General features: G+C 71.5%; 20 protein-coding genes. 8 read left to right on the top strand and 12 right to left on the bottom strand.

The features are described 5' to 3' along the window. The first annotated feature begins 33 nt into the window (after positions 1-33). Positions 34-735: a FadR/GntR family transcriptional regulator gene (locus tag H293_RS0105665; protein WP_020116911.1), complete on the top strand. Its 702-nt coding sequence runs from the start codon at positions 34-36 to the stop codon at positions 733-735. An 84-nt stretch (positions 736-819) separates the two neighbouring features. Here the strand turns inward: H293_RS0105665 and H293_RS0105660 are convergent, their stop codons facing one another. From H293_RS0105660 to H293_RS0105635, 6 genes are read right to left on the bottom strand one after another with little or no spacing between them, the layout of a single operon-like run. Next, the gene (locus H293_RS0105660) at positions 820-3,834 is read right to left on the bottom strand and encodes an alpha-mannosidase (protein ID WP_020116910.1); all 3,015 of its coding nucleotides are present in this window, start codon (positions 3,832-3,834) and stop codon (positions 820-822) included. A 50-nt stretch (positions 3,835-3,884) separates the two neighbouring features. Further along, entirely contained in the window at positions 3,885-5,876 is a 1,992-nt protein-coding gene (locus tag H293_RS0105655; RefSeq protein ID WP_020116909.1) for an endo-beta-N-acetylglucosaminidase, read from the bottom strand. Between the two features lie 13 nt (positions 5,877-5,889). Further along, positions 5,890-7,137 carry a glycoside hydrolase 5 family protein gene (locus H293_RS0105650; RefSeq protein WP_028807579.1) on the bottom strand — a complete coding sequence of 416 codons (1,248 nt, stop codon included), beginning with the start codon at positions 7,135-7,137 and terminating at the stop codon, positions 5,890-5,892. A gap of 31 nt (positions 7,138-7,168) precedes the next feature. After that, entirely contained in the window at positions 7,169-8,002 is an 834-nt protein-coding gene (locus H293_RS0105645) for a carbohydrate ABC transporter permease (protein ID WP_020116907.1), read from the bottom strand. Further along, positions 7,999-8,895, bottom strand: coding sequence for a carbohydrate ABC transporter permease (locus H293_RS0105640; protein ID WP_020116906.1), 897 nt, complete (start codon positions 8,893-8,895; stop codon positions 7,999-8,001). The genes H293_RS0105645 and H293_RS0105640 overlap by 4 nt, the downstream gene beginning before the upstream one ends. Positions 8,896-8,897: 2 nt before the next feature. After that, entirely contained in the window at positions 8,898-10,184 is a 1,287-nt protein-coding gene (locus tag H293_RS0105635; protein WP_020116905.1) for an ABC transporter substrate-binding protein, read from the bottom strand. 220 nt (positions 10,185-10,404) lie between these two features. Between H293_RS0105635 and H293_RS0105630 the strand changes: the two genes are divergently transcribed. The 3 genes from H293_RS0105630 to H293_RS0105620 are packed head-to-tail and all read left to right on the top strand — an operon-like array spanning position 10,405 to position 15,397. Continuing rightward, on the top strand, positions 10,405-11,427 hold the full coding sequence (locus H293_RS0105630; RefSeq protein ID WP_020116904.1) for a LacI family DNA-binding transcriptional regulator: 1,023 nt from the start codon (positions 10,405-10,407) through the stop codon (positions 11,425-11,427). Positions 11,428-11,462: 35 nt separating this feature from the next. Further along, on the top strand, positions 11,463-11,816 hold the full coding sequence (locus tag H293_RS0105625; protein WP_158694402.1) for a CU044_2847 family protein: 354 nt from the start codon (positions 11,463-11,465) through the stop codon (positions 11,814-11,816). Positions 11,817-11,818: 2 nt separating this feature from the next. Further along, positions 11,819-15,397: a serine protease gene (locus H293_RS0105620; RefSeq protein ID WP_028807578.1), complete on the top strand. Its 3,579-nt coding sequence runs from the start codon at positions 11,819-11,821 to the stop codon at positions 15,395-15,397. A 1,310-nt stretch (positions 15,398-16,707) separates the two neighbouring features. On the opposite strand, the gene H293_RS59920 is transcribed toward H293_RS0105620, so the two are convergent. After that, positions 16,708-17,010, bottom strand: a complete 303-nt coding sequence (locus H293_RS59920; RefSeq protein ID WP_028807576.1) for an MmyB family transcriptional regulator — start codon at positions 17,008-17,010, stop codon at positions 16,708-16,710. 281 nt (positions 17,011-17,291) lie between these two features. Between H293_RS59920 and H293_RS59915 the strand changes: the two genes are divergently transcribed. After that, complete coding sequence (locus H293_RS59915) at positions 17,292-17,456, top strand: hypothetical protein (protein ID WP_020116901.1); 165 nt, start codon at positions 17,292-17,294, stop codon at positions 17,454-17,456. Positions 17,457-17,520: 64 nt separating this feature from the next. Here the strand turns inward: H293_RS59915 and H293_RS0105600 are convergent, their stop codons facing one another. After that, positions 17,521-19,053 carry an alpha-L-fucosidase gene (locus H293_RS0105600; RefSeq protein ID WP_020116900.1) on the bottom strand — a complete coding sequence of 511 codons (1,533 nt, stop codon included), beginning with the start codon at positions 19,051-19,053 and terminating at the stop codon, positions 17,521-17,523. A 9-nt stretch (positions 19,054-19,062) separates the two neighbouring features. Then, positions 19,063-20,928, bottom strand: a complete 1,866-nt coding sequence (locus H293_RS0105595; protein ID WP_020116899.1) for a beta-N-acetylhexosaminidase — start codon at positions 20,926-20,928, stop codon at positions 19,063-19,065. Between the two features lie 248 nt (positions 20,929-21,176). Between H293_RS0105595 and H293_RS0105590 the strand changes: the two genes are divergently transcribed. Further along, complete coding sequence (locus H293_RS0105590; protein ID WP_020116898.1) at positions 21,177-22,520, top strand: amidase; 1,344 nt, start codon at positions 21,177-21,179, stop codon at positions 22,518-22,520. Between the two features lie 4 nt (positions 22,521-22,524). On the opposite strand, the gene H293_RS0105585 is transcribed toward H293_RS0105590, so the two are convergent. Further along, positions 22,525-23,013 (bottom strand): GNAT family N-acetyltransferase, encoded by a 489-nt coding sequence (locus tag H293_RS0105585; protein ID WP_020116897.1) that lies wholly within the window; start codon positions 23,011-23,013, stop codon positions 22,525-22,527. A 51-nt stretch (positions 23,014-23,064) separates the two neighbouring features. Beyond that, a complete protein-coding gene (locus H293_RS57130) occupies positions 23,065-23,238 on the bottom strand; it encodes a hypothetical protein (protein ID WP_007386357.1) in 174 nt (57 codons plus the stop codon). Positions 23,239-23,708: 470 nt separating this feature from the next. Here H293_RS57130 and H293_RS0105575 point away from each other — a divergent pair, with 470 nt between their 5' ends. Next, positions 23,709-24,059 (top strand): hypothetical protein, encoded by a 351-nt coding sequence (locus H293_RS0105575; RefSeq protein WP_020116896.1) that lies wholly within the window; start codon positions 23,709-23,711, stop codon positions 24,057-24,059. Between the two features lie 25 nt (positions 24,060-24,084). Further along, complete coding sequence (locus tag H293_RS0105570; RefSeq protein ID WP_020116895.1) at positions 24,085-24,876, top strand: SDR family oxidoreductase; 792 nt, start codon at positions 24,085-24,087, stop codon at positions 24,874-24,876. A gap of 5 nt (positions 24,877-24,881) precedes the next feature. Here H293_RS0105570 and H293_RS0105565 read toward each other — a convergent pair whose 3' ends face one another. Then, on the bottom strand, positions 24,882-25,112 hold the full coding sequence (locus H293_RS0105565) for a hypothetical protein (RefSeq protein WP_020116894.1): 231 nt from the start codon (positions 25,110-25,112) through the stop codon (positions 24,882-24,884). Between the last annotated feature and the right edge of the window lie 90 nt (positions 25,113-25,202).

Genomic DNA, 25,202 nt, shown 5'->3' with positions numbered 1-25,202 from the left:
ACTGCGGCACATCCGGTGATGTGGAGGAGTGGCGTGGACGAGACAGCCCCGCAGAAGGGCACCGTGCCGCAGCGCGCCATCGAGCAGATCAAGGCGATGATCGGCGAGGGCCGGCTGGAGCCGGGCCAGCGGCTGCCGACCGAGCGTGATCTGGCGGTGCAGCTGGGCATCTCCCGCAGTTCGATGCGGGAGGCGATCCGCGCGCTGACGGTCCTCGGCGTACTGGAGGCGCGGCACGGCTCGGGCATCTACGTCACCCAGCTGGAGGCCGGCGACCTGCTGGAGACCTTCGGCGTGGTCGCCGACCTGTCCCGGGGCCCGCGGCTGGTGGAGCTCCTGGAGGTGCGCCGCATCCTGGAGTCGACGGCGACCGCGCTGGCCGCCGCCCGCATCACGCCCGACCAGCTGGCCGAGGTGGAGAAACACCTCACGGCGATGAACGCCACCGACGACCCGGAGGTGATCCTCGCCCACGACCTGGCCTTCCACCGGGAGATCGCGGTGGCCGCCGGCAACGACACGATGGCGGCGATCCTGGAGGGCCTGTCCTCCCGCACCTTCCGGGCCCGGGTCTGGCGCGGCTATCAGGAGGAGGGCGCCTTCGAGCGCACCCGGCGCGAGCACGCGGCGATCCACCGGGCCCTGGTCGCGCACGACCCGGAGGCGGCCCGGGCGGCGGCCGCCGCGCACGTCGGCGAGGTGGAGGAGTGGCTGCGGGCGCAGCTCGGGGCGTGACCGAGGGGGAGGCCGCGGTTCACGGTGCGAGGGGATCTGCTCATCGGGTGAGGGAGCGGGTCTTCCCGCCCCCTCACCCGGGACTCAGGCCCTGGCGAACCGCAGCGTGACCAGCTCGAACGGCCGCAGCCGCAACGACACTTCGCTCCCCTCGCTGCGCAGCGAGGGCGCGTCGGTCAGCGGTCGCTCCAGCAGATCCGTCGCCGTGACCCCGGCCACCTCGAACCCGGCCGTGAGTGTGGCCCGGACCCGGCCGCCGTGGGCCTCGTGGAAGCGGACCACCACGTCCCCGCTGCCGTCGTCGGCCAGCTTGACCGCGGTGACGACGACGGCGTCCTGGTCGACGGTCACCAGAGGCGCGACCTCCTGGGAACCCCGTACGGACCGCTCCGGCAGATTGATCCGCCACCCCTCCCGCACCGCGTCCCCGATGCCGGCTCCCGGCACCAGCGCGTGCCGGAAGCGGTGGACGCCATGATCGGTCTCCGGGTCGGGGAACCGCGGGGCGCGCAGCAGCGACGCCCGGACCGTGGTGGTCGTACCCCGGTCGCCGTCCGTGCGCACGGTTCGGGTCACGTCGTGGCCGTACGTCGAGTCGTTGACGATCGCCACGCCCCAGCCGGGTTCCTCCAGGTGCACGAAGCGGTGGTTGCAGGCCTCGAACTTCGCCGCCTCCCAGGACGTGTTGGTGTGCGTGGACCGGTGGAAGTGCCCGAACTGCGTCTCCGACGCGTACCGTTCGGCGTGCACGTCGAGCGGGAAGGCGAGCTTCAGGAACTTCTCCGTCTCGTGCCAGTCCACTTCCGTGTCGATGAGCAGCCTGCCCTCGTCCGGAGCCAGGGACAGGATCTGGGTGACGCGGGAGGAGCCGAAGGCGCGGGTGATCCGCACGCCTCCGTCCTCCGCGACCAGCTCGTCCACTTCGGTGAGGTCGGTGACGGTGTTGCGGTAGAACTCGTCCACGTCCCAGGCGTCCCACATGTTCGGGAAGTCCGGGTGGAGTTGGAGAAGGTTGCCCGCCTGCCCCGGTGCGATGGTCTCCCGGTCGGCCTCGATGTCGTACGCGGAGACGACCAGGCCCCGCGCGTCGATCTCGACCCGCAGGACGCCGTTGTCCAGGACGTGGCCGCCGCCGGGGCGCCCGGTCACCGTCGTCCGCCCCGCGACGACCGCGGTTCCGGCGCCGCCCGCCGCGACTCCGCCCCGGCCGTGGGGTGCGGAGTTGAAGAGCAGATCCCGTGTCCCCTCCCCCGCCAGCGCGCGCTGGGCCGCGTCGATCATGCCGTTCAGCTCGACCGCGAGCCGCTCGTACGTGCGCCGCGCCTCCCGGTGCACCCAGGCGATGGAGGACCCCGGCAGGATGTCGTGGAACTGGTGCAGCAGCACGGTCTTCCAGATGCGGTCCAACTCCTCGTACGGGTAGGGGAATCCCGTCCGTACGGCCGCCGTCGCCGCCCACAGCTCGGCCTCGCGCAGGAGGTGCTCGCTGCGGCGGTTGCCCTGCTTGGTCCTCGCCTGGCTGGTGAGGGTGGCGCGGTGGAGTTCGAGGTACAGCTCGCCGACCCAGACGGGCGGTTCGGGGTACTCGGCCTCGGCCTTGGTGAAGAACTCCGCCGGGGTCTCCCAGGCCACGGTCGCCGACCCTTCGAGGTCGCGCAGCCGGGCCGCCTTGGCGATCATCTCCCGGGTGGTGCCGCCGCCCCCGTCACCCCAGCCGGTGGGGGCGAGGGAGTGCCGGGCGACCCCCTTGTCCTTGAAGTTCCGTGCCCCGTGGGCGATTTCGCTGCCCTTCATGGAGCAGTTGTAGGTGTCGACGGGCGGGAAGTGGGTGAAGATCCGTGTTCCGTCGATGCCCTCCCACCGGAAGGTGTGGTGCGGGAACTTGTTCGTCTGCGACCAGGAGATCTTCTGTGTCAGCAGCCACTTGGAACCGGCCGCCTTGATGATCTGGGGCAGTCCGGCCGCGAAGCCGAACGTGTCGGGCAGCCACGCCTCCTCGTTCTCGATGCCGAACTCGTCGAGGAAGAACCGCTTGCCGTGCACGAACTGGCGGGCCATCGCCTCCGAGCCGGGCATGTTGGTGTCCGACTCCACCCACATGCCGCCGGCGGGCACGAACCGCCCGTCGGCCACCGCCTTCTTCACCCGCGCCCACACCTCGGGCCGGTGGTCGCGCACCCAGGCCCACTGCTGGGCCTGGGACATGGCGAACACGAACTCCGGCTCGTCGTCGAGCAGCGCGGTCATGTTGGAGGTGGTCCTGGCGACCTTGCGGACGGTCTCGCGCAGCGGCCACAGCCACGCCGAGTCGATGTGCGCGTGGCCCACGGCACTGATGCGGTGCGCGGAGGGGACGGCGGGCTCGGACAGGACCGTCTCCAGCCGTACGCGGGCCTGCGCCGCCGTGCCGCCCACGTCCTGGAGGTCCAGGGCGTCCAGCGCCCTCTCCACCGCCCGCAGGATCTCCCAGCGGCGCGCCGACTCCACCGGCAGCTCGGCCATCAGCTCGCCGAGCACCTCCAGGTCGAGCACCAGCTGCCACACCGTCTCGTCCAGGACGGCGAGGTCCATGCGTGCCAGCCGGTACTGCGGCTCGCTGCCCGCGGTCTCCTTGTCGCCCAACCGCGTGGGCAGGAAGGGGTGGTAGTCGAGGATGACGGGGTTGGAGGCGGCCTCGATGTGCAGGCGCACCTCCTCGCCGCCCTCGACGGGCGCGCCGATCCGCACCCACTGGTTGCGCGGGTTGAGCCCCTTCACCGGGGTGCCGTCGGGCCGGTAGACCAGGCCCTCGCACTGGAAGCCGGGCATGTTCTCGTCGAAGCCGAGGTCCAGGAGCGCCTCCACGGTCCTCCCGGCCCACTCCTCGGGGACGGTCCCGGTGACGCGGAACCAGCTGGTGCCCCAGGGAGCGCCCCAGCGGGCTCCCACGGCGATGGGCTCCGGCTCGGCGGCCAGGCCCTCGGCGACGGGCACCGGCTCGTCGGGCGCGTGCCACACCGCCACCTCCAGCGGCACGGACTCGGGGTACACGGCGGGGCGGATGCGCTCGTCGAGGACGCGCTTGAGGCGGGCTTCGACCAGGCTGCGGTCGTCATGCATGCGGGGTGCTCTCCAAGGGTCCGGGGGGTTACCAGGGACGGGTCACGGGGTCACCAGGGATGGGTGACGGTCACAGGGTCCGACGAGGTGTACAGCTCCCCCACGGCACGCAGCTCCAACCGTGCCTGCCGCTCGCCCTGTTCGGGCCGGAGGCCGGCGACGAACCAGGCCCGCTGGCAAGTGCCGCCGAGGAAGCGCCGGCTGCCGTCGGGCAGGAGCCGGTGCAGGGTGTAGTGGCGCACGGCGCCGGGTGCGGGGTTCCAGGCCAGACGCAGGTCGCCGCCCGAGGCCGCGGTGACGCGCAGCCCGGAGGGCGGGCAGGGGGTGCGGCGCGTGTCGTACACGGCGAGTCCGCCGAGCCGCCACTTCACCGGCCCGGTGCCGGTGAGCCGTACTCCGAGTGCGTGGACGGACCCGGCGAGGCCGGTGAGCCGTACGGTCGAGGTCCGCCAGCCGTCACCGGTGGTCACCGGGAGAAAGGTGTACGGCGGTGTCGCCCCCGGCGCGCCCGGCTCCGCGGTGGCCACGGCGAGCTCGACGCCCACCTCGCCCTCGTCCGTCCGGTGGGTGAGCTCGACCACCGTGTCACCGCTGATCGGCAGCCGGGCCGTGTACAGGTCCACCGTGACCGGCGCGTCCAGCGCACCGGCCGCGAGCACGCTGCTGCCGCCCCGCCAGGCGTCCGCGAAGTCGAAGGAGACGGCCGGCCGCGATCCGTCCGTCCGCACCACCCACCGCCGCGACGGCAGCCGGTCCTGCAGCCCGAGGTGGTTCCACGCCGTCTCCGACGTGACGGCCCCCTCCTCGTACCACCGCAGCCCGTGGCCGGTGTTGAACACGCTCGCGAACGGCAGCGCGGTGACCGTCGACCGGTCCGCGACCGACACCGCCGGAGCCCGCCAGCCGTCCGTCTCGTCCGGCCGTGAGGGATCGAGGGACACCCCCGTCCAGAAACGGTCGTCGGCCGCGTGGAAGTTCTCCGGTGCCCGCTGGTCCGAGGGCAGGTGGTTGCGGGTCCACTCCGGCCGGTACAGCCCGATCGAGGTCACATGGGCCCGGTCCCGGGGCACGATCGCGTCCCAGTTCTCGGACGTGTTCCAGCCGCCCGCCTCCACGTCCAGGCCCGCCCACAACGCGTAGCGGCTGCGACCCAGTTGCCGGGCCAGCGTGCCCGAGGACGCCAGACCGGCCGCCGTCCACCGGAAGTCGACGAACAGGTCGTCCGCGGTCTCGAAGAACGCCTGGTTGCGGCTGTTCAGCGCGCCCTGCCAGCTCACCGTCCCGTTCACGGTCATCGAGTCGTACCAGGTGACCCGCTGTCCCTTCGCGGCGGAGAGGGACTTCAACTCCCGTACGAATCCGAGCATGTCCGCCCCGAGCGCGGCGTCCCCTCCGCCGGTCTCCGCGTTGACGAACCATCCGTCGAAGCCGTACGCCGTGGCGACCGCGACGAGTTGAGCCGCCAGTGGGTACCGGCCGGCCGCGTCCTTCTGCACCAGGTCACGCGTCCACCGCAGCTGTCCGCCGTAGGCGACCGGCGGCAGGAAGACGTTGCCGAGGACGGGCACGCCGTGGCGGTGGGCCGCGTCCACGATCGGGGCGTTCGGCGCGAGGATCAGCCCTTCGCCGGACGAGCCGCCCCAGAAGACCAGTTCGTCGACGTAGGCCCAGTGCCCGAAGGCGTAGTAGTCGGAGGTCGCCGAGCCCTGCGAGGGGTTGCCCGCCGTGGGCCCGAAGGAGACCAGCGACTGGATGCGGGCCTGGCCCGCGCGTGCCGTCGGGTTCGCGGGCGTCGGGGTGAAGCGGGCGGCGAGCGGCACGGAGGCCGCGTTGAAGGCGAGGTCTGCGTCGTCGGCCGCCCGCCACGCCTTGAGGCTGCGCCAGGTGATGCCGGGGCCGGGGCTGCCGGAGGGCAGGGAGTCCGGGTACCAGTAGGTGGCGTACGGCTGGAGCGCGGTCGCCGTCGCCGCCTTCGCGGGCAGCGCGGGCAGCACCGCCGCCGCGGTCGCGGCGAGCAGAACCGTGCGTCTGGTGGGGTTCACGAGCGGGTGCCTCCTAGTGGTCCTGGTGGGGTGGGAGTACCTGATCGGAGGTGACGACCTCGGTGATCCCGCGCGCGGACAGGTGCTCCCGGTCGGCGGCACGGGTGTCGAGGACGGTGGTGGGGCGGGCGCCGTCCGCGACCAGCCGGAAGTAGGCCTCGTAGACCGGGCCGCCGGGCGCGCACAGCGAGCGGGAGCCGGGGTCGGCGGGGACGACCAGGGCTGTCGTACGCCGTTCCGGAGCGGTGGAGCCGGCGCGTGCCGCCCGCTCCAGCACCCGGGCCGTGTCCTTCGGTTGCCGGTCGTTGGTCAACAGGCCCAGTCCGTACTCCAGTTCGGGGAAGTCGGCCAGGTCCCGGGACACGTCGTGGGAACACCACCAGGTGACGCCCCACAGGTCGGGACAGTCCAGGACGTTGGCCACGGTCGCCTCGGTGAAGGCGGCGGCGTGCTCGGGCGGGACCAGCGGCGCGGGCGCGCCGACCTCCTGGAGCCAGACCGGCCGGTGCGGGTCCTCGGCCCAGGCCTTGCTCAGCTCGACGAGGTAGGCCGCGTGGTGCTCGCTCTGGACGGAGGTGCGGCCGTGGCGCTGGGCGGTGCCGTTGAAGACCCAGGAGTGCACGGCGGTGACAGCGCCGTGGCGGGCGGCCTGGGCGGGGGTGAAGGGCTGGTCGTCCTGGTACCAGGTGGCGTCGTACTCGGCGTGCAGGTGCAGCCGCCCGGGCGCCCCTTCCTCACAGGCGGCCAGCATGCGGGTGAGCCAGGCGTCGATCTGCCCGGACGTGGCCGGGTCGGGGTCGGGATGGGGCGCCGCGGAGAACTGGTTGACCTCGTTGCCGAGGGTCATGCCGAGGAAGGCGGGGCTGTCCGCCAGCGCCGCCGCCAGCGTGCGCAGATAGGCGGCCTGGCCTTCGATGACCTCCGGGTCGGTGAAGAGGTTGCGGCGGTGCCAGGTCCTCGTCCAGGCCGGCAGGAAGTCGAAGCTGCTCAGGTGCCCTTGCAGACCGTCCACGTTGACGTCGAGACCGCGCTCGGCGGCGGCGTCGACGAGCCGTACGAGATCCGTGACGGCACGCTCCCGGATCAGGGTGCGGTTCGGCTGGAAGTACGGCCACAGCGGGAAGACCCGGATGTGGTCGAGGCCCAGGGCGGCGATCGAGTCGAGGTCGGCGCGGACGGCGTCCAGGTCGAAGTCGAGCCAGTGGTGGAACCATCCGACGCTCGGGGTGTAGTTGACGCCGAAGCGCACGGCAGCAGGCATGCGGAGTCCTTGTCAGACGCGGGGCTGGGATTCAGCCCTTCACCGCCCCCTCGCCCACCCCGCGGAAGAAGTACCGCTGGAGGCCGGCGAAGAGGGCGATCAGCGGGGCCACGGCGATGACCGTGCCCGCGGCGACGAGCCGTTCGTCGCCTGCGAAGGTGCCGTGCAGATAGTTGAGGCCGATGGTCAGTGTGAACTTCGACGGGTCGCTCAGCACGATCAGCGGCCACAGGAAGTCGTCCCAGGCGCCCATGAAGGCGAAGATCGCGACGACGGCCACCGTCCCCTTCACCGACGGCAGCGCGATCCGCAGGAACCGCTGCCAGACGTTGGCGCCGTCGACGTAGGCGGCCTCCTCGATCTCGTACGGCAGGTTGAGGAAGGCGTTGCGCATCAGCAGGACGTTCATGGCGCCGACGCAGCCCGGCAGGACCACGCCGACCAGGGTGTTGTTGAGGCCGAGCTCCCGCATGGTGGTGAACTGGGCGATGATGATGCCCTCCACGGGCACGAGCATCGCCAGGACGAAGGCGAGGGTGGCCGCCCGGCGGCCGCGGTAGCGCAGTCGGGCCAGGGCGTAGCCGGCGAGTGCCGAACCGGCGCAGTTGGTCACGACGTTGGCGGTGGCGACCTTCAGCGAGTTGAAGGCGTAGTCCCAGACGGGGATGGTGTCGGCGACCCGCTCGTAGTTGTGCAGGGTCGGATGCCGGGGGAGGAAGGACGGCGGCGAGCTGTAGATGTCCTCCGTGGGGCCCTTGAGCGAGGTCGACAGCTGCCAGAGGAAGGGGCCGATGGTCAGGGCGAGGACGGCGAGCAACAGGACGTATCTCAGCAGCAGTTCGCCCTTACGGACGCGGGTGGTCATGTCTCCGCCCTCCGATCGGCCCGCAGCACGAGCAGCATCAGCGCGACGGTGACGACGAACACGACGACCGAGATCGCGGAGGCGTAGCCGACCCGGCCGGTCAGTCCGGTGCCGGTGCGCTGGACGAGCATCACGAGCGTGGTGTCCTCGCCGGCCGGTCCGCCGCTCGGGCCGGCCATCAGGTAGACCTCGGAGAACACCTTGAAGGCGGCGACCGAGGACAGCGCCCCGACGAGTGCCATCGTCGATCGGACGGCGGGCACCGTCACCGTGACGAACCGCCGGACGGCACCCGCCCCGTCCACCGCGGCGGCCTCGTGCAGCTCACGCGGCACGTTGGCCAGCGCGGCCAGGTAAATGATCATGTAGTAGCCCAGGCCCTTCCACACCGTGACCGCCATGGCGCTCAGCAGGAGCAGCCACTGGTCGCTCAGGAAACCGACCCGGCCGACCCCGACGGCCTCCAACAGCGAGTTGATCAGGCCGCGTTCGTCGAGGAGCCAGACCCAGATGAGTCCGACCACGACGATCGACGCGACGACCGGGGTGTAGAGGGCGGACCGGAAGAAGGTGATGCCGGGGATGTTCTTCTGGACCAGCAGCGCGAGCAGCAGCGGCAGGATCACGAGCGCGGGCACGACTCCGAGGACGTACAGCGTGCTGTTGCGCAGCCCGATCCAGAACATGTCGTCGTGCAGCAGCTCACGGAAGTTCGCGAGGCCGACGAACTCGCCGGGGATCAGGGTGCGCTTGTCGGTGAAGGCGTTGACCAGCGTGGAGACGAACGGGTACAGGATGAACGCGCCGATGATCAGCAGCCCGGGTGCGGCGAGCAGCCAGGGACTCAGCGGCCATTGACGCCGCACCCGGGACACGGTGGGGGACGACGACATGCCTATCCCTGCTGCCGCAGCAGCGTGTCACACGCCTTGACAGCGTTGTCGAGGGCTTCCTCGGGGCTCTCCTTGCCCTGCAACGCCTTGGCGACCTCGTTGCGCAGTGCCGTCTTCATCTGCTCGCTGAACAGCACGGGCGTGTAATTGACCGCGTTCTTCAGGGACTTGGCGGCGGCGATCCGCACCCGTGTCTCGTCCGTCCCGTCCTCCTTGGTGAAGTACGGGTCGTCCAGAGATCCCGCGGTGCTCGGGAAGATCGCGACCTTCTTCGCGAAGGACATCTGGTGCTCGGCGTCGGTGACGTAGTGCGCGAAGGCGACGGAGGCCGCCTTCTTCTTGGTCTGCGCGTTCACCATCACGCCCATCACGTACATGTTGACGTGCCCGGTGCTGGTGATCTGGTCGGTGATGCCGATGTTCTTGTACAGGTTCGGCGCCTGCTTCTTGAAGTTGCCGAGGTCCAGGGCGCTCCCGGGATTCATGGCGACGGCCCCGGTGAGGAATTTCTTGCCGGACGACTCGGGTGTGGCGGTCAGCGCCTGCGGGTCGAGTGCCTTGGCGTCGTACAACTTCTTGTACCTGGTGAGGAGTTCGATGCCCTTGGCGTCGTTGAAGGCGAAGGCGGTGCCCTCGGAGTTCATGAGCGGGACGCCGTAGCGGCCGAAGTCCTCGATGGTGGGCACGTTGGCGAGGGTGGCGACCTTGCCGTCGCTCTTCTTCGCCAGCTCCAGGGCGTCGGTGAAGAGTTCGTCGTACGTCTTCGGCGGCTGGTCGGGGTCCAGTCCGGCCTCCTCGAAGAGCGACTTGTTGTAGAAGAGCGGGCCGGTGTTGAGGTACCAGGGGAAGGCGTACGTGCCGGTCATGCCCGGTATCTGATGGCTGGCCCAGGCGCCGTCCAGGTACTCCCTCCTGTACTGTCCGGCCGCCTTGTCGAGGTCGAGCGCGAGGCCCGCCTTGGCGAGGGGCGCGACCAGGTCCGGGGACACGTTGACGACGTCGGGCAGGGTGCCGCCCGCGGCATCGGCGCTGATCTTGTCGGCATAACCCTCGGCGGGCTGGTCGATCCACTTCACCTCGGTGCCCGGGTACTTCTTCTCGAAGTCGGCGATCAGGCCCTCGAAGTAGTCCTTGAAGTTCGCCCTGAGATTCCAGGTCTGGAAGGTGATGTCACCCTCGATCTTGCCGGAGGCGTCGCTCGAACCGCTGTCGTCGCCGGAGCCGCAGCCGCTCAGCGGCAGGACGACACAGACGGCGGCGGCAGCGAGGGTTCTGCGGGAAATGGGCACGGCGAACCGTTCTCCTTCGCGGCGGAGGTGGCCAACGACGGAGACCCTGCACGCCACTCCACAGGCCCGTCAATGCATCTCGCACAGCTAATGTGTTTAGTGACTAATGCGCATTAGGTTGACGCAGCTGAACCGCATTAGTACATTCTGGGCCCATCGACCGTCGCGGAATTGGGGAAACAGCGTGTCAGGCAAGAGGACCCCGGCCCGCAGGCCCACGATGAAGGACATCGCGCGGCGGGCCGGGGTCTCCCAGAGCGCGGTCTCCTTCGCGCTGAACGGCCGGCCCGGGGTCTCCGAGGACACCCGCGACCGGGTGCGGCAGGTCGCCGAGGAACTCGGCTGGCGCCCCAGCACCGCGGCCCGCGCACTGTCCGGCGAGGGTGCCGCCACGGTCGGCTTCGTCCTGGCCCGCCCCGCCGAGACGCTCGGCGTCGACTCCTTCTTCCTCCAACTCGTCTCGGGGATACAGGAGGTGCTGGCGGAGCGTCATCTCGGGCTGCTGTTCCAGGTGGTGGAGGACATCGAGGACGAGTGCGCGGTGTACCGGCGCTGGTGGGCCGAACACCGGGTGGACGGCGTCCTGGTGGTCGACCCGCGAACCGACGACCCCCGCACCGGGGTTCTCGACGAACTGGGCCTGCCCGGGGTCGTGATCGGCGGCGCCCCCGACGAGCGCCATCCCGGGCTGTCGACCGTCTGGGCGGACGACGCGGGCGCGATGGCCGCGGTCGTGGACGAGCTGTACGCGCTCGGCCACCGGCGGATCGTGCACATCGCGGGCCTGCCGGGGCTCGCCCACACCGAGCGCCGCATCCGCACCCTGCGCGCGGAGGCCGGGCGGCGCGGGCTGACCGGGGTGAAGTCGGTGACCACCGACTACTCCGACGCGGCGGGCGCGGCCGTGACCCGCCGGGTCCTGGAGGCGTCCGCTCCCCCGACCGCGCTGATCTACGACAACGACGTGATGGCCCTCGCCGGAGTAGCCGCCGCGACCGAACTGGGCCAATCGGTCCCCGCGGACGTGTCGGTGGTGGCCTGGGAGGACTCGGCACTGTGCCGCATGGTCAAGCCCTGGCTGTCGGCCCTGTCCCGGGACAGCGTCGAGTTCGGCCGCACGGCGGCCAGGGAACTGACGGCGCTGCTGGACGGGGGGCCGGCGCGGACGGTCCGGGTGCCGGTGCCGCGGTTGATCGTGCGGGACAGCACGGGCGTTGCCCGTGGGGCGCAGCCGCTACGATGAGCAGTCCGTTCCGATCGGGCAGAGGAGCAGGGCAGTTGGGCGAGGAAGCAGATGTGACGGTCCCGGTCGATGTGGACGGGCACAGGATCCTCGTCTCGGTCGGTACGTCGGGAGCTCCGGCCGGATCCGCACTGGCCGAGGAGGAGGAGATCGGCTGGCGGACCCCGCGCCTGGACACCGTGCTCGACAGTCTGACCGCCGTGGCCCGGGCCATGGGCACCCGGCTCCAGCAGACCGGCGCGTCGAGGGCGACGGTGGAGTTCGGCTGCGATGTCTCCCTCGACACGGGCCAGTTGCTGGCCGTGGTCGGCAAGGCGTCCTCGAAGTCGGCGTGGAAGGTGACACTGGAGTGGACCGCTCCGGAAACCGGTGAGTCTCCGGAGTCGTAGCCATGGACGGCTGGAGACATCAGCTGGAGGCCGCCACCGTCGCCCTGGACCTCCTGGACGGGAGCGGCGGCGGCAGTGGCTTCGTCCTCGCCCCCGGAACCGTGGTCACCTGCGCCCATGTGGTCGCCGGGGCCGCCACGGTGCGCGGCCGTATCGTGGCGACCGGGACCGAACTCACCCTGACGCTCGCCGAGGACGCGCTCCATCGGGCGGCGAGCGGCCTCGACATCGCGTTTCTGCGGTTCGAGCCGTCGGCCCTCACCCCTGCGTACGTGCTCACCGCTCCGCACATGGCGTTCGGCGACCGCATGTGGGTCCACGGCCATCCGCGCGGCGACTACCGCGCCGGCCAGTGGGCCGCCCTCGAGTACCAGGGCGACTCCCGGCTGACCTTCGAGGACCCGCTGCCGATGCCCCGCGGCCACGGCACCCCGGTCGGCGAGGGGTTCAGCGGCAGCCCGGTGGTCAACGGGCGCACCGGCGGGGTGTGCGGGATGCTTGCCCGCTCCAACAAGGCCGGCAGCACCCACATGGTCCCGGTCTCCGAGATCCTCTCCCGCTGCCCCGCTCCGACACCACCGGTGCCCTGGCTGGACACACTCACCGACGAGCAGCTGCGGGCCGGGGGGTTCCGGCACCCCGGAGCTCGGTTGCGCGACTACCTCGCGGCCGCGCGGGACACCGCCGACGAGCATCCGTACGCCGCCGTGCTGACGGACGCCCAGGACATACCGCTGTCCACGGTGTACGTCCGCCAGGAGGCGTCGGCGGCCGACGAAGCGCAGGACGACACGGCTCCCCCGGACTCAGACCGCCCTCGCACCGGCCGCTCCCGGCACCCGGGCCGGGACCGGCCGGCCGCCGAGAGCGTCCTCGCCGACGACCGGCACGTGCTGTTCACCGGCGGTGCCGGAACGGGCAAGTCGAGCCTGCTGCGGCGGCTGACCTGCACGGCGGCCTCCGCCTGGCTGGACGACCCCGCGCGGGCGCCCTCGTACATCCCCGTCCGGGTCGGCGCCGACCAGCTTCTGGACCTGCCCTTCCCGGAGGCCCTGGCCCGGGCGGTCGGACGCGATCTGCCCGGTCTGCGGCGCTCACTGCCACCGGCGTTCTTCGAGAGCGCCCCGCTGCCGTCGGTGGACTGGCTGGTCTGCGTCGACGGGCTCGACGAGGTCCTGGACCCGGAAGAGCGCGGCAAGGTCATCCGCCTGGTCCAGAGCTGGGCCCGCGAGCCATATCTGCGCTTCGTCGTCGCCAGCCGCTCCCTGGTCACCGCCGAGATGAACCGGCTGAGCATGCTGCGCCGGTACACGCTGATGGAGTTCGGCGACCGGGAGATCGAGAGTGTCGCCCACGCCTGGTTCACGGCACTGGACGTGCCCGGCGCCGCAGGGCGGGCCACGGAACTGACCGCAGGGCTGCGCCTGGGCCGCCTGTCCGAAGTCGCCCGCAATCCGCTCTACCTGACGATGATCTGCGTGGTCGCCGCCCTGCACGAGCTGCCCCGCAACCCGGCCGAACTCTACGCACGGTTCATCGCCATCCTCCGCGAGAGGGGCTCCGCACGGCTGCGCCGAAGCAGCGGTACCGGTCACGGCGTCACACCCGATCTGCTGGACCGGGTGCACGAGGTGCTGTACGCGGCGGCCGAGGCCCGCCAGAGCGGCGACCCGCGGCCCCTGCTGGACCAGGTGCGGGACCTGCTCGCCGAGCGCCACCCGGACACCTCCGCCGACCGGGACGCGGTCCTCGGCGCCCTCGCCTTCACCGGGCTCGTCCTGCGGCACGGCGAGGACCTGCGTTTCCTCCACCACACGGTTCAGGAGTACCTGGCCGGCTGCTCCCTGGCGGACCGCCTCAACCCCAAAGCGCCGGAAGCCCTCGCCACCGTGCGCGAGGCGATCGCGGCCGAACGCCCCAACCTGGTGCTGTTCATGGCTGCCCGCTGGCGCGAACAGGGCATGTCGCTCGAGGAGTTCCTGCGCACCGTCGTGGACGGCGGCGGCTGGCGCGACCTGCTGCTGTGCGCGACGATCCTGAGTGACGAGCTGGTGGCGGACGAGAAGTTGACCGGGCGGTTCACCCGAGCCGTGATCAAGCTGTCCGGCCGCTCCGTCACCGTGGGCGACCTCGATGTGTCCACCGTGCTGGACCGGCTGTTCGCGGTGCTCGACGGGGCGGGCCTGGCCGGTGTCGTCGCCGATCCCACCGTCCCGCACGGGGTGCGCGTGGAGGCTCTGAAGCACTGTGTGCGCCGAGCCGTCGACGACGCGGCGGGCCTGGCCGCCGCGTTGGCCGACGATCCGGAACTGCCGGGCGGCAGACGGGTCGAGGCGGCCTCTCTGCTGGCGTGGGCGGGCGACGCCGAGGGAGCGTGCCGTCGGCTGAGCGCTCTGGCCGGGGATGCGGGCCACGTCCCCGAGACCCGGCAGGCGGCGGCCGTCGCACTGCTCCGCCTGGACCCTCCCGCGGGGACCGGCGCCCTGTGCGCACTGCTCCGGGCCTCGGAGTTTCCCTACCTGCACGTCGACCGCGTGCTGGACATCCTCCCCGGCCACCTCCCCGAGGCGACACTCGGCGCCCTGGCGGACGCCCTGCACGGCAATCCCGCCCTGGCCGGGGACCCGTACATGACGCGCTATCTGACGGGTGCGCTGCTGGCTCCGGCCCGACCGGAACCCCTCGTCGAACTGTGCAGGGACCCTTCCGTGCCCGTGCATGTGCGGCACAGGGCGATATGGACGCTGCCGGAGGTCGACCAGGAAACGCAGGTCCTGGTCTGCACGCGGGTCGTCGCCTGTCCCGACTCGCCGGAGAGCGCCGTCGGCACGGCGGTGTCCCACATCGACGACGTGGTGCTGGCCGAGCGCGTGGCACGTGACGAACGGCTGAGGGGCTGGACCCGGTTCGACGCCATGGCCCGACTCGCCCGGCTCGGTCGCCGCTCCCTCGCGATGGACTGGGTGGACCGTCTCCTGGCCACCCCCGGGGAACGAGGGAACCTTGTCCACTACCTCCCGCGGGTTCTGCACGGGCTGGGAGAGTCCGCCAGGCTCCGGCAGTTCGTGCTGAGCGTGTTCGACGATCCCACGCTGGCCATCGGGGACCGGATCGGCCCCTTGGAGTTCCTGAGGACCTTCGCGGTCACGGACGACCTGCGCGCCCCTTTGACGCGCATGGCGACGGACACGGGCATCGGGGCCGCGGACCGGCTCGAGGCGGCGGAGGCCCTGCACCAGCTGGACGCGGCGGGCACCGACGACCTGCTCGCCAGATCGCGACGGACCCTGCCCTGCCGGCGGAGGTGCGCCGGGACGCGGCTACGCGTCTGCTCGACACCGGTGACCGCGACGCCGCCTCGGGGTTGCTGCGCCGGGTCGCCGAGGACCCGGGCGGGGGCATGCACGACCGCATCAGAGCCCTCTCGGTCCTGGCCGAAGTGGACGTCCGTGCCGCCTCCGAGACGCTGCACCGTCTCCTCGACGAGGCCGGGCTGCCCGACGAACACCTGTGGCGCCTGCTCGACCTGGCCGACCACCTGGCTCCGGACGCCACGCTGCGCAGGCGCCTGGAAGCGCTGATCGACGACGACTCGCTGCCCACGGAGTCACTGCTGGAATTCGACGGGGGGTCCCATCTGAACCGGTCGGACCTCGCCCCCCGGACCCGCCACGCCCTGACGCGCATCGCGACGGACTCCACGGCCGACCCCTCCGCCCGCGTCCGGGCCGCCGCCGCGTTGGTCGGACTGATCCCGTACCCGCGGTGGCGCACACTGATGGCCGAGGTCAGCCAGGATCCTCTGCACCGCCTGAGCCTGCACGCGACGGCGGGGCTCATGTCCAGCCACACATCCCACTCCACTGCGTGGCAGACCCTTTCCTTCTATGAGGACGACGAGGGCACAGCCGTCCCGGCAGGCGCCCTGGCCGGGGCCGATCTCGCCGCTTCCCTCACCCGATGGGTCGGCCTCGTCGAGGAACGGCGGCCGGAGGCGCTCACGCGGTTGAGGGAACTGTCGAGCCTGCTGCGCTTCGTCAACCCCTCCCGCCATGTCGAGGACATGCTTCTCTCCTGGGCCCGGGACGACACGGCCGCCCTCCAGGACCGGTGCGCGGCGGCCGCGACCGCGGGCGGCAACCTCGACGAGCCCTGGTTCGCTCTGGCCTCCGACGCCGAGACACCGCCTGAACTGCGCGTCGCGGTCTGCGCACACCTCCCGGCGAGCGGCGCGCTGAACCGCGTTCCCGTGACGCGCGCCCTGGCCACCGACCCTGCCCAACCCGTCGAGGTCCGCACTCGGGCCGCCGCGCTGCTCGCCGAGGACCTGGGCGAGGAAGGCCGACGCATCCTGCGGTCGCTCTCCGGTCCTGAGACCACCGACATCGAAGCGCATCTCGCGGTGGCCGCGGCATGGACGAAGCTGGACGTCGGAGCCGAGGCCGAGGCCGCCTGCCGCCGGGTGGTGGACTGTGAAGGGGTGCCCGCCCGGTACCGCGTCCTGGCCGCGGCCGCGCTGATGAGATGGCGTACCGCCCGCGGCCGGGCGAAGGAGGTGCTCCGTACGGTGCTCGCCGACCGGACCGCGCCCGTCCCGGTACGGATCGAGGCGGCCGAGAAGCTGACGGCCGGTGGTGAAAGCGCCGAGTCGCATCTGGGCCTGCTGCGCCTGGCTCTCGAAATCGGCCCCGGCCACGAGGAGCGCTCCCGCGTCCTCGCCCTCCTCCCCCGCGACCTGCGCGGGTGTGTGCCGGACGCCGGGGGGACGACGTGAGCGAGCTGACGCCGGGGCCGCGTGCGAGAGGCACCCGCGCCGAGTGCCCCGCCGGGCAGACGAGCCGGGCGAGGGCGGCCTCGGAAGGGCCGCCGGGCAGGGCCTGGTAGACGATGATCACCGGGTGCGCGAACCGCTTGAGCTCGTCACGGGCGGGCCGTACGTCGTGCCGGGCCCACAACCGGCGGAACTCCTCGTCCGCCTCCAGCTAGGCCACCAGCCGCTCGGTCCCGGGGTCGTGGGGGAGTCGGCCTCGGCCCGCAGGGCGGCCGCGGTCTGCGCGGCGGTCTCCGGCCGGTCCGGGAAGAACCGGCGGGCTTCCGGTCCGAGGAACATCTCCCGAGCCACGTTGCGGCCCGGCTCGTACATCGCGGCGAGCGCGCGGGCCGGCTTGTTGGCGGCCAGCACCTCGCCCAGCACGTTGTCGTGGTCGTCGACAACGCGGGCTTACGGTCTGTTCGGCGTGGCCGAGGAGACCACCGAGGAACAAGCCCGCGCCCAGCTGGACACGAACGTGCTCGGCCCGCTGTGGGTGACCCAGGCGGCACTGCCGGTCCTGCTCGCCCAGGAGGTCGGACCGCTCGGCCTCCGCGTCACGATCGTCGAACCATGCCCGTACGGCACCGACTGGTCCGGTTCCTCCGCGGTGCACACCGACCCCCTCGCCGCCTGCGAACCGATCCGCGAGGCCCGCAGGGCCGGTGCCGCCGCCCGAGCCCCGCAGGATCCCCGGGCCACCGCCGACGCACCCCGAACCGCCCCTGCGGCTCGTCCTCGGCACCTACCCCTGTCCGGTCGTCGAGGCCGCCTACCGGCAGCGGCTGGACACCTGGAACGCCCGACGGCCCCTGGCGTCCCGGGCCTGACCGGCGGGGTGCCGGGCCCGGTACGGGAGGTCAGGTCCCGCGTCGGGCCCCCACCGGACCCCGGTCAGACCCTGGAGCGGTACAGACCGACCTCCTTGATCCGTACGGTACTTCGGGCCTGCTGGACCCTCAAACGCCACCGCCGGGCCCGTACCGGAGCCGCGAGCAGCAGGATGCGGCTCGCGCCGATCGTCCCGGCGGCCGCGACCTGGGTCCAGGCCCCGTCGCGGAAGGCCTCGACGACGCAGCGCTCCACCTGCTGACCGTGCCGGATGTCCTCGGCGAGGCGGATGCGGTCGACCTCCTGCTCGCGGCCCAGGTCCAGCGTGACGCGATCCGGGGTCACGGTCCTCGGGGCACCCTGGGCCAGATCGCGGGGCAGTTCACGTTCGAGGCGCTCACGGAACTCGCGCAGCCGGACGACGTCCGTGTCGTGCAGCAGGCCGTCCGTGTCCGGCGGGACGTTGAGCAGCAGTACCGCGTTGCGGCCCACCGACCCGAAGAAGATCTCCGTCAAGTAGTCGACGGACTTGGGCTGTTGGTCGGCGTGGTAGAACCACCCGTCCCGGATGGAGACATCGCACTCGGCGGGCCACCACTGGAGGTAGTCCGTCGCGGGCCGCGCCTTCATCAGGGCCGCGCGGCTGCCCTCGTCTGGGGTGTCGTACGACAGCGCCCAGTCGGTGCGGCCGTATTGATTCTCCTTGACCGGGACGACACTCCACTCGTCCTCGCGCGCGATACCGCTCTCGTTGCCGACCCAGCGCAGGTCGGGGCCGGTGACGGCGATCGCCGCGTCCGGAGCGAGGGCGCGGACCAGGGTGTACCAGCTGTCCCAGTCGTAGCTCTCGACCTTGTCGGGCGGGATGTGTCCCTGGGCGCCGTCGAACCACACCTCGTCGACGGGCCCGTACTCGGTGAGCACCTCGTACAGCGTGTTGAGCATGTGGGCGCCGTAGTCGGTCGCGGGGAGGGTGAAGGAGCGGTCCGGCGTACGGTCGTCGCCCGCCACGAGGGTCGGGATCGTGCGCGGGGAGCGGGCGCTGCCGTTGGCGTAGACGCCGTGGAGGTACTGGTTCTCGTCGGCGGGCGAGAGGTAGACGCCGACCTTGAGTTGGTGCCGTCGCATCGAGTCGGCGAAGGAGCGCAGCACGTCGCCCCGGCCGTCCCGCCAACTGCTCGACGCCACGGTGTGGTCGGTGTAGCGGGAGGGGTAGAGCACGAAGCCGTCGTGGTGCTTGACCGTGAGGATGGCCAGCTTGAAGCCGCCGTCCTTCAGCGCCGCCGCCCACTGGTCGGTGTCGAGCCCGGTCGGCTGGAAGACGTCCGGGTCCTCGTCGCCGGTGCCCCACTCCAGGCCGGTGAAGGTGTTCACGCCGAAGTGCAGGAACGCGGTCCGCTCCAGGCGCTGCCAGGCGATCTGCCGTGCGGTGGGCCGGACTTGGGATGCCTTGCGCACCAGGTCGGTCTCGCTGTCGTCAGGCGAGACGGGGATGCGGTAGAAGCGGTCACCGTCCACGGCGACGGCCGGACCCGGAATGCCGGTCACGGCAAGGCCGGCCGCTGCGGTGACGAAGAGGCGTCTGGAGACGGTCATGGGGGCTCCTCAGCTCAAGTGCCAGACTGCGGGCGTGCGTTGGTCGGCCGGGTACTGCACGATCCGGCCCTCGTCCGTGACGGTGAGCGCCATCCGGGTGATCGCGTTGACGAGTCGGTAGCCGCCCGCCACCGGCTCCGGCTCCGGCTCCGGCTCCCAGCGCTGCAGGGTGCTCGCCGCGTCGCAGGTGTCCCAGGTCGCCTCGACGCCGGGCTGGAGCGGCACGTTGAGCGTGAGCTTGCCGCCGCTGATCGCGAGGCAGCCGGCCGCCGACCGGAGGGTCACATAGCCGTCCGGCGTGCGCTGCACCGAGGCCGTGAAGGACCGCCCGAAGGTGTACGTCCCGTCCGCCAACGCCACCCGGGTCAGATCCCGCCAACCGGGCGCGTGCCCGACAGCGGTACCGCGTGCCACGAACTCCGCGTAGGTCGCGTCGGGATGCGGATCGCCCCAGGTGGCCTCGGCTACGTGCCGTAGGGCGGGCCAGAGCCGTACGGCGACCTCGTTCTCGGTCTCACCACGCCCGTTGTCCGGCCACAGGCTGATCTTCGCTCCGGTGACACCCCGGGAGGAGGCCAGCTTCTCGCCCTCGAAGCCGCGCGGGTCCCAACTCTGGTCGTAGAGCGACTCGGTGTCGCTGTGGAAGCCGCCGCGGATCAGGTAGAGGGAGTAGGCGGAGTTCATCACCGAGTAGCCCTGCGCGATGAGCGCGCTGGGTTTCACCGCCACGTTCAGCCAGTGCTCGACCGTGGTGTCGGTCTTCACCGGTACGGTGTTGGCGCCGGTCAGCCCGTCGTTCCAGACGCGCAGCCGGACGCCCTTGCTCGCCGCGTGGTCGTGGACGCGGTTGACGAAGTCGGCGAAGGCGTCCTGCGGGGTGGCGTCCGGACCGTACTTCTCCCGGGCGTAGTTCAGGATCTGCGGGTACTTCGCGAAGTCGGAGCCGAGCATGTACTCGTCGGCGCCCATGTGCCAGGACTTCGCCGTGAAGACCTGGGCGTACTCGTCCATCAGACTCGTGTAGTAGTCGAAGGCCGCCCGCTGGGTGATGTCGAGGCGTGAGGGCTGCTTGTCGCCGTCGGAGTCGGTGAGCTGGAGGTCCGGGCGGTTCTCGATCCACGGGTCGATGTGCCCCGGGGAGTTGATCTCGGGGATGATCTCGACGTGGTACCGGTCGCCGAGTGCGACGAGCTGCCGTATCTCGTCCTTGGTGTAGTAGCCCCAGGTGTTTGCCTCGGGGTGGGCGTCGCTCTTGACTTTCAGCTCCACGAGCAGCTGGTTGAGCTTGTTGTACGCCATCTCGCGGACGAGGTTCTCCAGCCAGGGCAGCGAGATGTGGATGTAGCAGGCGCACACGCCCACACCGCGCTCCTTGTAGCGCGGCACGTCGACCGTGCGTCCGGCGGGGATCCGGTCGCCCTGCGCGAGCAGCTGGAGCAGGGTCCGTGTGCCGTAGAAAGCGCCGGCCTCGGTCGCCCCGGTGATGGACAGGGTTGTGCCGACGTGGAGTTCGTAGCCCTCGGCGCCGAGGGGGGTCCGGGAGGGACTGACGTCGACAACGATGTCACCGGTCCTGGCTCCACCGCGCACAACGGGGACCCGGCCGTGGCCGGCCGCCCGCAGATCGCCGGCCAGCGTGTCGGCGACCCGGCGTTCGGCCGGGCCGTCCGCGATCAGCCGGGCCCCGGGCCGATAGACGTAGGCGCCGGACTCCGGGGTCCAGCGGGTCAGGGCGGGCACGGTCAGGGCAGGCACGCCGACCGGCGCCCGCTGGTCCGTGCGGGCGACCGCCGGAACGGGTGCCAGGAGCAGCGCCAGCAGCGCGACGACGGCTGCTGCTGCTGCGGCGGCGGCGAATCCCAGCCGTTTCCTCATGAGCGACTCCCTATTCATCGGATGGCTGATACTTGAGGTCGCCACATGCACTGTCAACGGTGCGGAAGCAGCGGAGAGTTGAGCCAGAGATCGGATGACCTGCTGGTCGACGCCCCTCCCCAACCTCACCCGTCGCGAAAAGTCCAAGAACACCGGTCCGAATGTCCAAGCGCGAGCGCTCTCGACGTGACGTCCGCCTACGGGCAGAGTTCTCCCTACGTACTCGCGAGTAGCCCCGAGGAGCGCACGTGACCAGCTGGGTCGGCCGTACCGCCGCCGAGATCGCCGCCGCCGTCCGCGAGAAGCGGGCCACGCCCCGGGAGGTGGTGGCCGAGCACCTCGCCCGGATCGAGAAGCTCGACGGGCGGATCGGGGCGTTCCGGGTGGTCCGCGCCGAGGCGGCACTGGCGGAGGCCGACGAGGTGGGCTCCCGGGGCGATCTCGGTGAACTGCCCCTGGCCGGTGTGCCGGTGGCCGTCAAGGACAACCTCGCGGTGCGCGGCGAGACCAATCGCGTCGGCTCCGCCGCGACACCGGACACGCCCGCCGAGGCCGACCATGAGGTCGTGGCCCGGCTGCGGGCCGCGGGCGCGGTGGTCGTGGGGCTGACGAACGTGCCGGAGCTGTGTGTCTTCGGCACCACCGAGGGCGTGCACGGCACCTCCCGCAACCCCTGGGACACCTCGCGCACGGCGGGCGGCTCGTCCGGTGGCAGCGCGGCCGCGGTCGCCGCGGGCCTGGTCCCGATCGCCCTCGGCAACGACGGCATGGGCTCCCTGCGCATCCCTGCGGCCAACTGCGGGCTCGTCACACTGAAGCCCGGGTCGGGAGTGGTACCGGCCGGCATCAGTGACGGCGACTGGTTCGGCATGTCCGAGAACGGCCCCCTCGCGACCACGGTCGAGGACACCCGCCTGCTGCTTTCGGTCATCGCCGGCACCGAGTTCGTACGACGGGACACTCCCGCAACGCTCGACATCGCCATGTCTCTGCGCAGCCCGCTCGCCGGAGTCACGATCAGCGCGCCGTACGCGAACGCGGTCCGCGAGGCGGCCGGACTGCTGATCAAGGCGGGGCATCAGGTGCGGCGCGCCGACCCGCCGTACCCGCTGTCGCTGGGCGTCACTTCGCTGGCCACCTGGACCGCGGGTACCGCGGTGGACGCCCAGGGACTCGACCCCCGTCTCCTGGCCCGGCGCACCCGGGTGCACGCGGCGATCGGCCGGCGCTTCGTCAAGGCCGTGCGGACGGGCAAGGCCCGGGAGGAACTGCGCGAGCGCCTGGAGCCGTTCTTCGCCGAGCACGATGTCCTGCTGCTTCCGGCGCTGGCCCGCCGCTCTCCCAAGGCCGAGGCCTGGCACGAGCGGGGGTGGCTGCGCAACGTCCTGGCCAACACCAACTACTCGCCGCTGACCCCGCCGTGGAACCTCACCGGCTGGCCGGCCGTGTCGGTCCCGCTCGGCACCCTGTCCTCGGGCGCCCCCACCGCCGTACAGCTGGTGGCGCGGCCCGGGTCCGAAGCGGTGCTGCTGGAGGTCGCGGAGGAGCTGGAGCGGCGGCAGCCGTGGCGGCGGACGGCGCCGCTCGACTGAACTCCTACCCCTGGAGGGCCTTGTACATGATGTGCAGGCCGACCCGTCCGTGCCGGGGGTGTTCGAAGGCGTCCGGCACGGTGCCGAGGATCGTGAAGCCGAGCGAGGTCCACAGCTTCACTGCTGGGTTGGTCTCCACCACGGCGTTGAACACCATGCCCCGGTAGCCGTCGGCCGCGGCGGCGGCCAGGATGTGCTCGGCCAGGGCGCGGCCGTAGCCCCGGCCGCCCCGGTCGGGGTCGACCATGAAGGCGGCGTTGGCGATCCGGGCGGCGGGGCCGCCGTAGTTGGGGGTGACGTAGGCCGAGGCGACGAGAGCGCCGCTTTCGTCCTCGACGACGTACACGCGCTTGGCCGGGTTCATCCACAGGGCGCGGGCGGCTTCTTCGGAGGTGCCGGGGTCCCAGGCGTAGGTCTCGCCCGCGGCCACGATCCGGTGCCAGAACGGCCAGATCCGTGGCCAGTCCTCGGCCACGGCTTGTCTGATCAGCATGGGCGTGAGTTTCGCACGCCCATGCCGTCGGCGATCGCGAAGGTCCTGCGGTCAGTCCACGCTGGGCAGGATGTGGGGTTCGGCCAGGTCGTCCTCGTAACCCGCGAGACGGATGGGGGCGGAGCGCGCCCACACGTCGAGGCTGCCGATGTCTCCGGGCCGTCGGCCCGCGCGCTCCGGGCGTTCCTTGGGGCGCTGTTCGCGATTCGTCTTCTCCGGTGTCACCGCGCACTCCTTATGTGTCGGGCTCACCCTCGGGACGGGTACCTGTCCAACCTACGGTCCGGTGCCTGGACGTCCGCTCGGGTCTGGGTCGAGATCGGGTTCGGACGCGGTGGCGCCGGCAACTCAGGTGAGAGCAGGCCATGGTGAACGGCTTGTCCCGGGACGGACTGTGGGTGTGGGTGGGACCCCGTACTGCCGTCCGTCGGCTACAGATTAACCAGATGAGCGGGGGGCCGCTCGATAGGGGCTGAAAACAAGGTGTAACCATTGCAATTCACTTTGACTTCTCCGCCTGTTTTACGCCTGATTTGTCACTTGATACGCCTTTCTGAAGTCACCCGTTCGGCCTACGGATCGACCGGCCCTCCGAGCCGTCGGGGTCGCGCAGTTCAAGTCCCGTTGGCCGATTCGCAAGGCGCCCATGTTCTGCTGACCCATGGCAACGGTCCGGCCGGCGGGAGGTCTGACGTATGGAACTGCGCAGTGTCGACGAGCTGATGGATCTGCTGCACGCCTGCGGCAGCGAACAGGCCCTGCGGACCGCCGCGCTGCTGCGCCGCGGCCGGCCCGCCGACAAGGAACTCCAGGTGGCAGGCCTGGTGATGGACACCGGCCAGGCGGCCGAGGTCGTCCGCACCCTGCTCGGCGAACGGGTCTACCGCCTGGTGTGCCATCATGGCTCCGCCACCGACGACGAACTGCTGCGCCTGGCGGCCGAGGAGAGCCTGACGGCCCGGTTCGACGCCGGTGTCCTGGAGGACTGGCGCGCCGTCCTGGAGCTGGTCGCGGCACGCAACTCCCGCCTGGAGACTGTTGACTGACGGGCCGTCATGAGACGGTACGGCGATGACGGCGTCGTACGGACTGCACGGCAGGGCCGCCCTCGTGACGGGCGGCACCCGCGGGATCGGGCACGAGGTCGCCCGGCAACTCGCCGACGCCGGCGCACTGGTGTGCGTCACGGCCAGGGACCGGGAGGACGTCCTGCGGACCGCCGCCGAGCTCGGTGGCGTCGGACTCGCGGGCAGCGTCGCCGATCCGGCCCATCCACGCGCCCTCGTGGACCTCGCCCTGCGCGAGTTCGGCCGCCTCGACATCGTGGTCAACAACGCGGCGACGAATCAGCCGTACGGCCCCCTCGTGGACGTGGATCCGCACGCCTGGCGCGAGGCCTTCACCGTCAATGTCGAGGCACCGCTGCGGCTGGTGCAGGCCGCCTGGCGGGGATGGATGCGGGAGCACGGCGGGTCGGTGGTCAACGTCTGCACCGAGGGCGCCGGGCACGTGGGCCCGAACGTCGGCGCGTACGGCACCAGCAAGGCGGCGCTGCTTCACCTCACCCAGCAGCTGGCGGGCGAGCTGGCACCGACAGTGCGGGTCAACTCCGTCTCGCCCGGTCTCGTACGGACGGAGATGGCCCGGTTCGTGTGGGAGAAGGGTCCCGTCGAGCTGCCGCTGGGGCGTATCGGCGAGCCCGGGGACATCGCGCGGGCCGTGGTGTGGCTCGTGTCCGACGCGGCCGAGTGGATCACCGGGGCCGACCTCCTGGTGGACGGGGGCACCCGGGTGCGGGCGGCGCACCCGGGTGGGTACGCCGTGCACGACCGGCTGCGGTCGTACGCCCCGCCGCCCTCCTGACAAGGTCACGGGAACAGGGCGATGCCCATGAGGACGATCAGGCACACGAAGACGACGAGCGCGATCATGCCCCAGGTCCAGGGGTGCCTGAGCGGGTCGGAGGCACCGCCTCGGGGCCGGTCCTCGGGGAGCTCGCGGTGGACCGGACGGTCACTCGCGTAGAACTCCTCGTCGGTCGGGTAGTGATTGCGCGGATCGTTGAAGGCACGCGGGTCGATGCTGTGTGGACGTGGCATGACAACTCCTGGCGGGAACGCTCAGGGCCCCCGAGTTCCCCTTCGGCGGCGGCCCACACGCCGGGCCACCGCCGAAGCTCAGGTCCGCGG

The sequence above is a fragment of the Streptomyces canus 299MFChir4.1 genome, assembly GCF_000383615.1.
Taxonomy (GTDB): Bacteria; Actinomycetota; Actinomycetes; order Streptomycetales; family Streptomycetaceae; genus Streptomyces; species Streptomyces canus_C.
Note: the sequence above shows the minus strand (reverse complement) of the source record. Positions and strands in the feature narration are given on the sequence as shown.

Coding starts and splice junctions, on each gene's coding strand:
- H293_RS0105660 (WP_020116910.1), bottom strand. CDS start 3,834: ATGCATGACGACCGCAGCCTGGTCGAAGCCCGCCTCAAGCGCGTCCTC.
- H293_RS0105650 (WP_028807579.1), bottom strand. CDS start 7,137: ATGCCTGCTGCCGTGCGCTTCGGCGTCAACTACACCCCGAGCGTCGGA.
- H293_RS0105645 (WP_020116907.1), bottom strand. CDS start 8,002: ATGACCACCCGCGTCCGTAAGGGCGAACTGCTGCTGAGATACGTCCTG.
- H293_RS0105640 (WP_020116906.1), bottom strand. CDS start 8,895: ATGTCGTCGTCCCCCACCGTGTCCCGGGTGCGGCGTCAATGGCCGCTG.
- H293_RS0105630 (WP_020116904.1), top strand. CDS start 10,405: ATGAAGGACATCGCGCGGCGGGCCGGGGTCTCCCAGAGCGCGGTCTCC.
- H293_RS0105620 (WP_028807578.1), top strand. CDS start 11,819: ATGGACGGCTGGAGACATCAGCTGGAGGCCGCCACCGTCGCCCTGGAC.
- H293_RS0105600 (WP_020116900.1), bottom strand. CDS start 19,053: ATGACCGTCTCCAGACGCCTCTTCGTCACCGCAGCGGCCGGCCTTGCC.
- H293_RS0105595 (WP_020116899.1), bottom strand. CDS start 20,928: ATGAGGAAACGGCTGGGATTCGCCGCCGCCGCAGCAGCAGCAGCCGTC.
- H293_RS0105585 (WP_020116897.1), bottom strand. CDS start 23,013: ATGCTGATCAGACAAGCCGTGGCCGAGGACTGGCCACGGATCTGGCCG.
- H293_RS0105575 (WP_020116896.1), top strand. CDS start 23,709: ATGGAACTGCGCAGTGTCGACGAGCTGATGGATCTGCTGCACGCCTGC.
- H293_RS0105570 (WP_020116895.1), top strand. CDS start 24,085: ATGACGGCGTCGTACGGACTGCACGGCAGGGCCGCCCTCGTGACGGGC.
- H293_RS0105565 (WP_020116894.1), bottom strand. CDS start 25,112: ATGCCACGTCCACACAGCATCGACCCGCGTGCCTTCAACGATCCGCGC.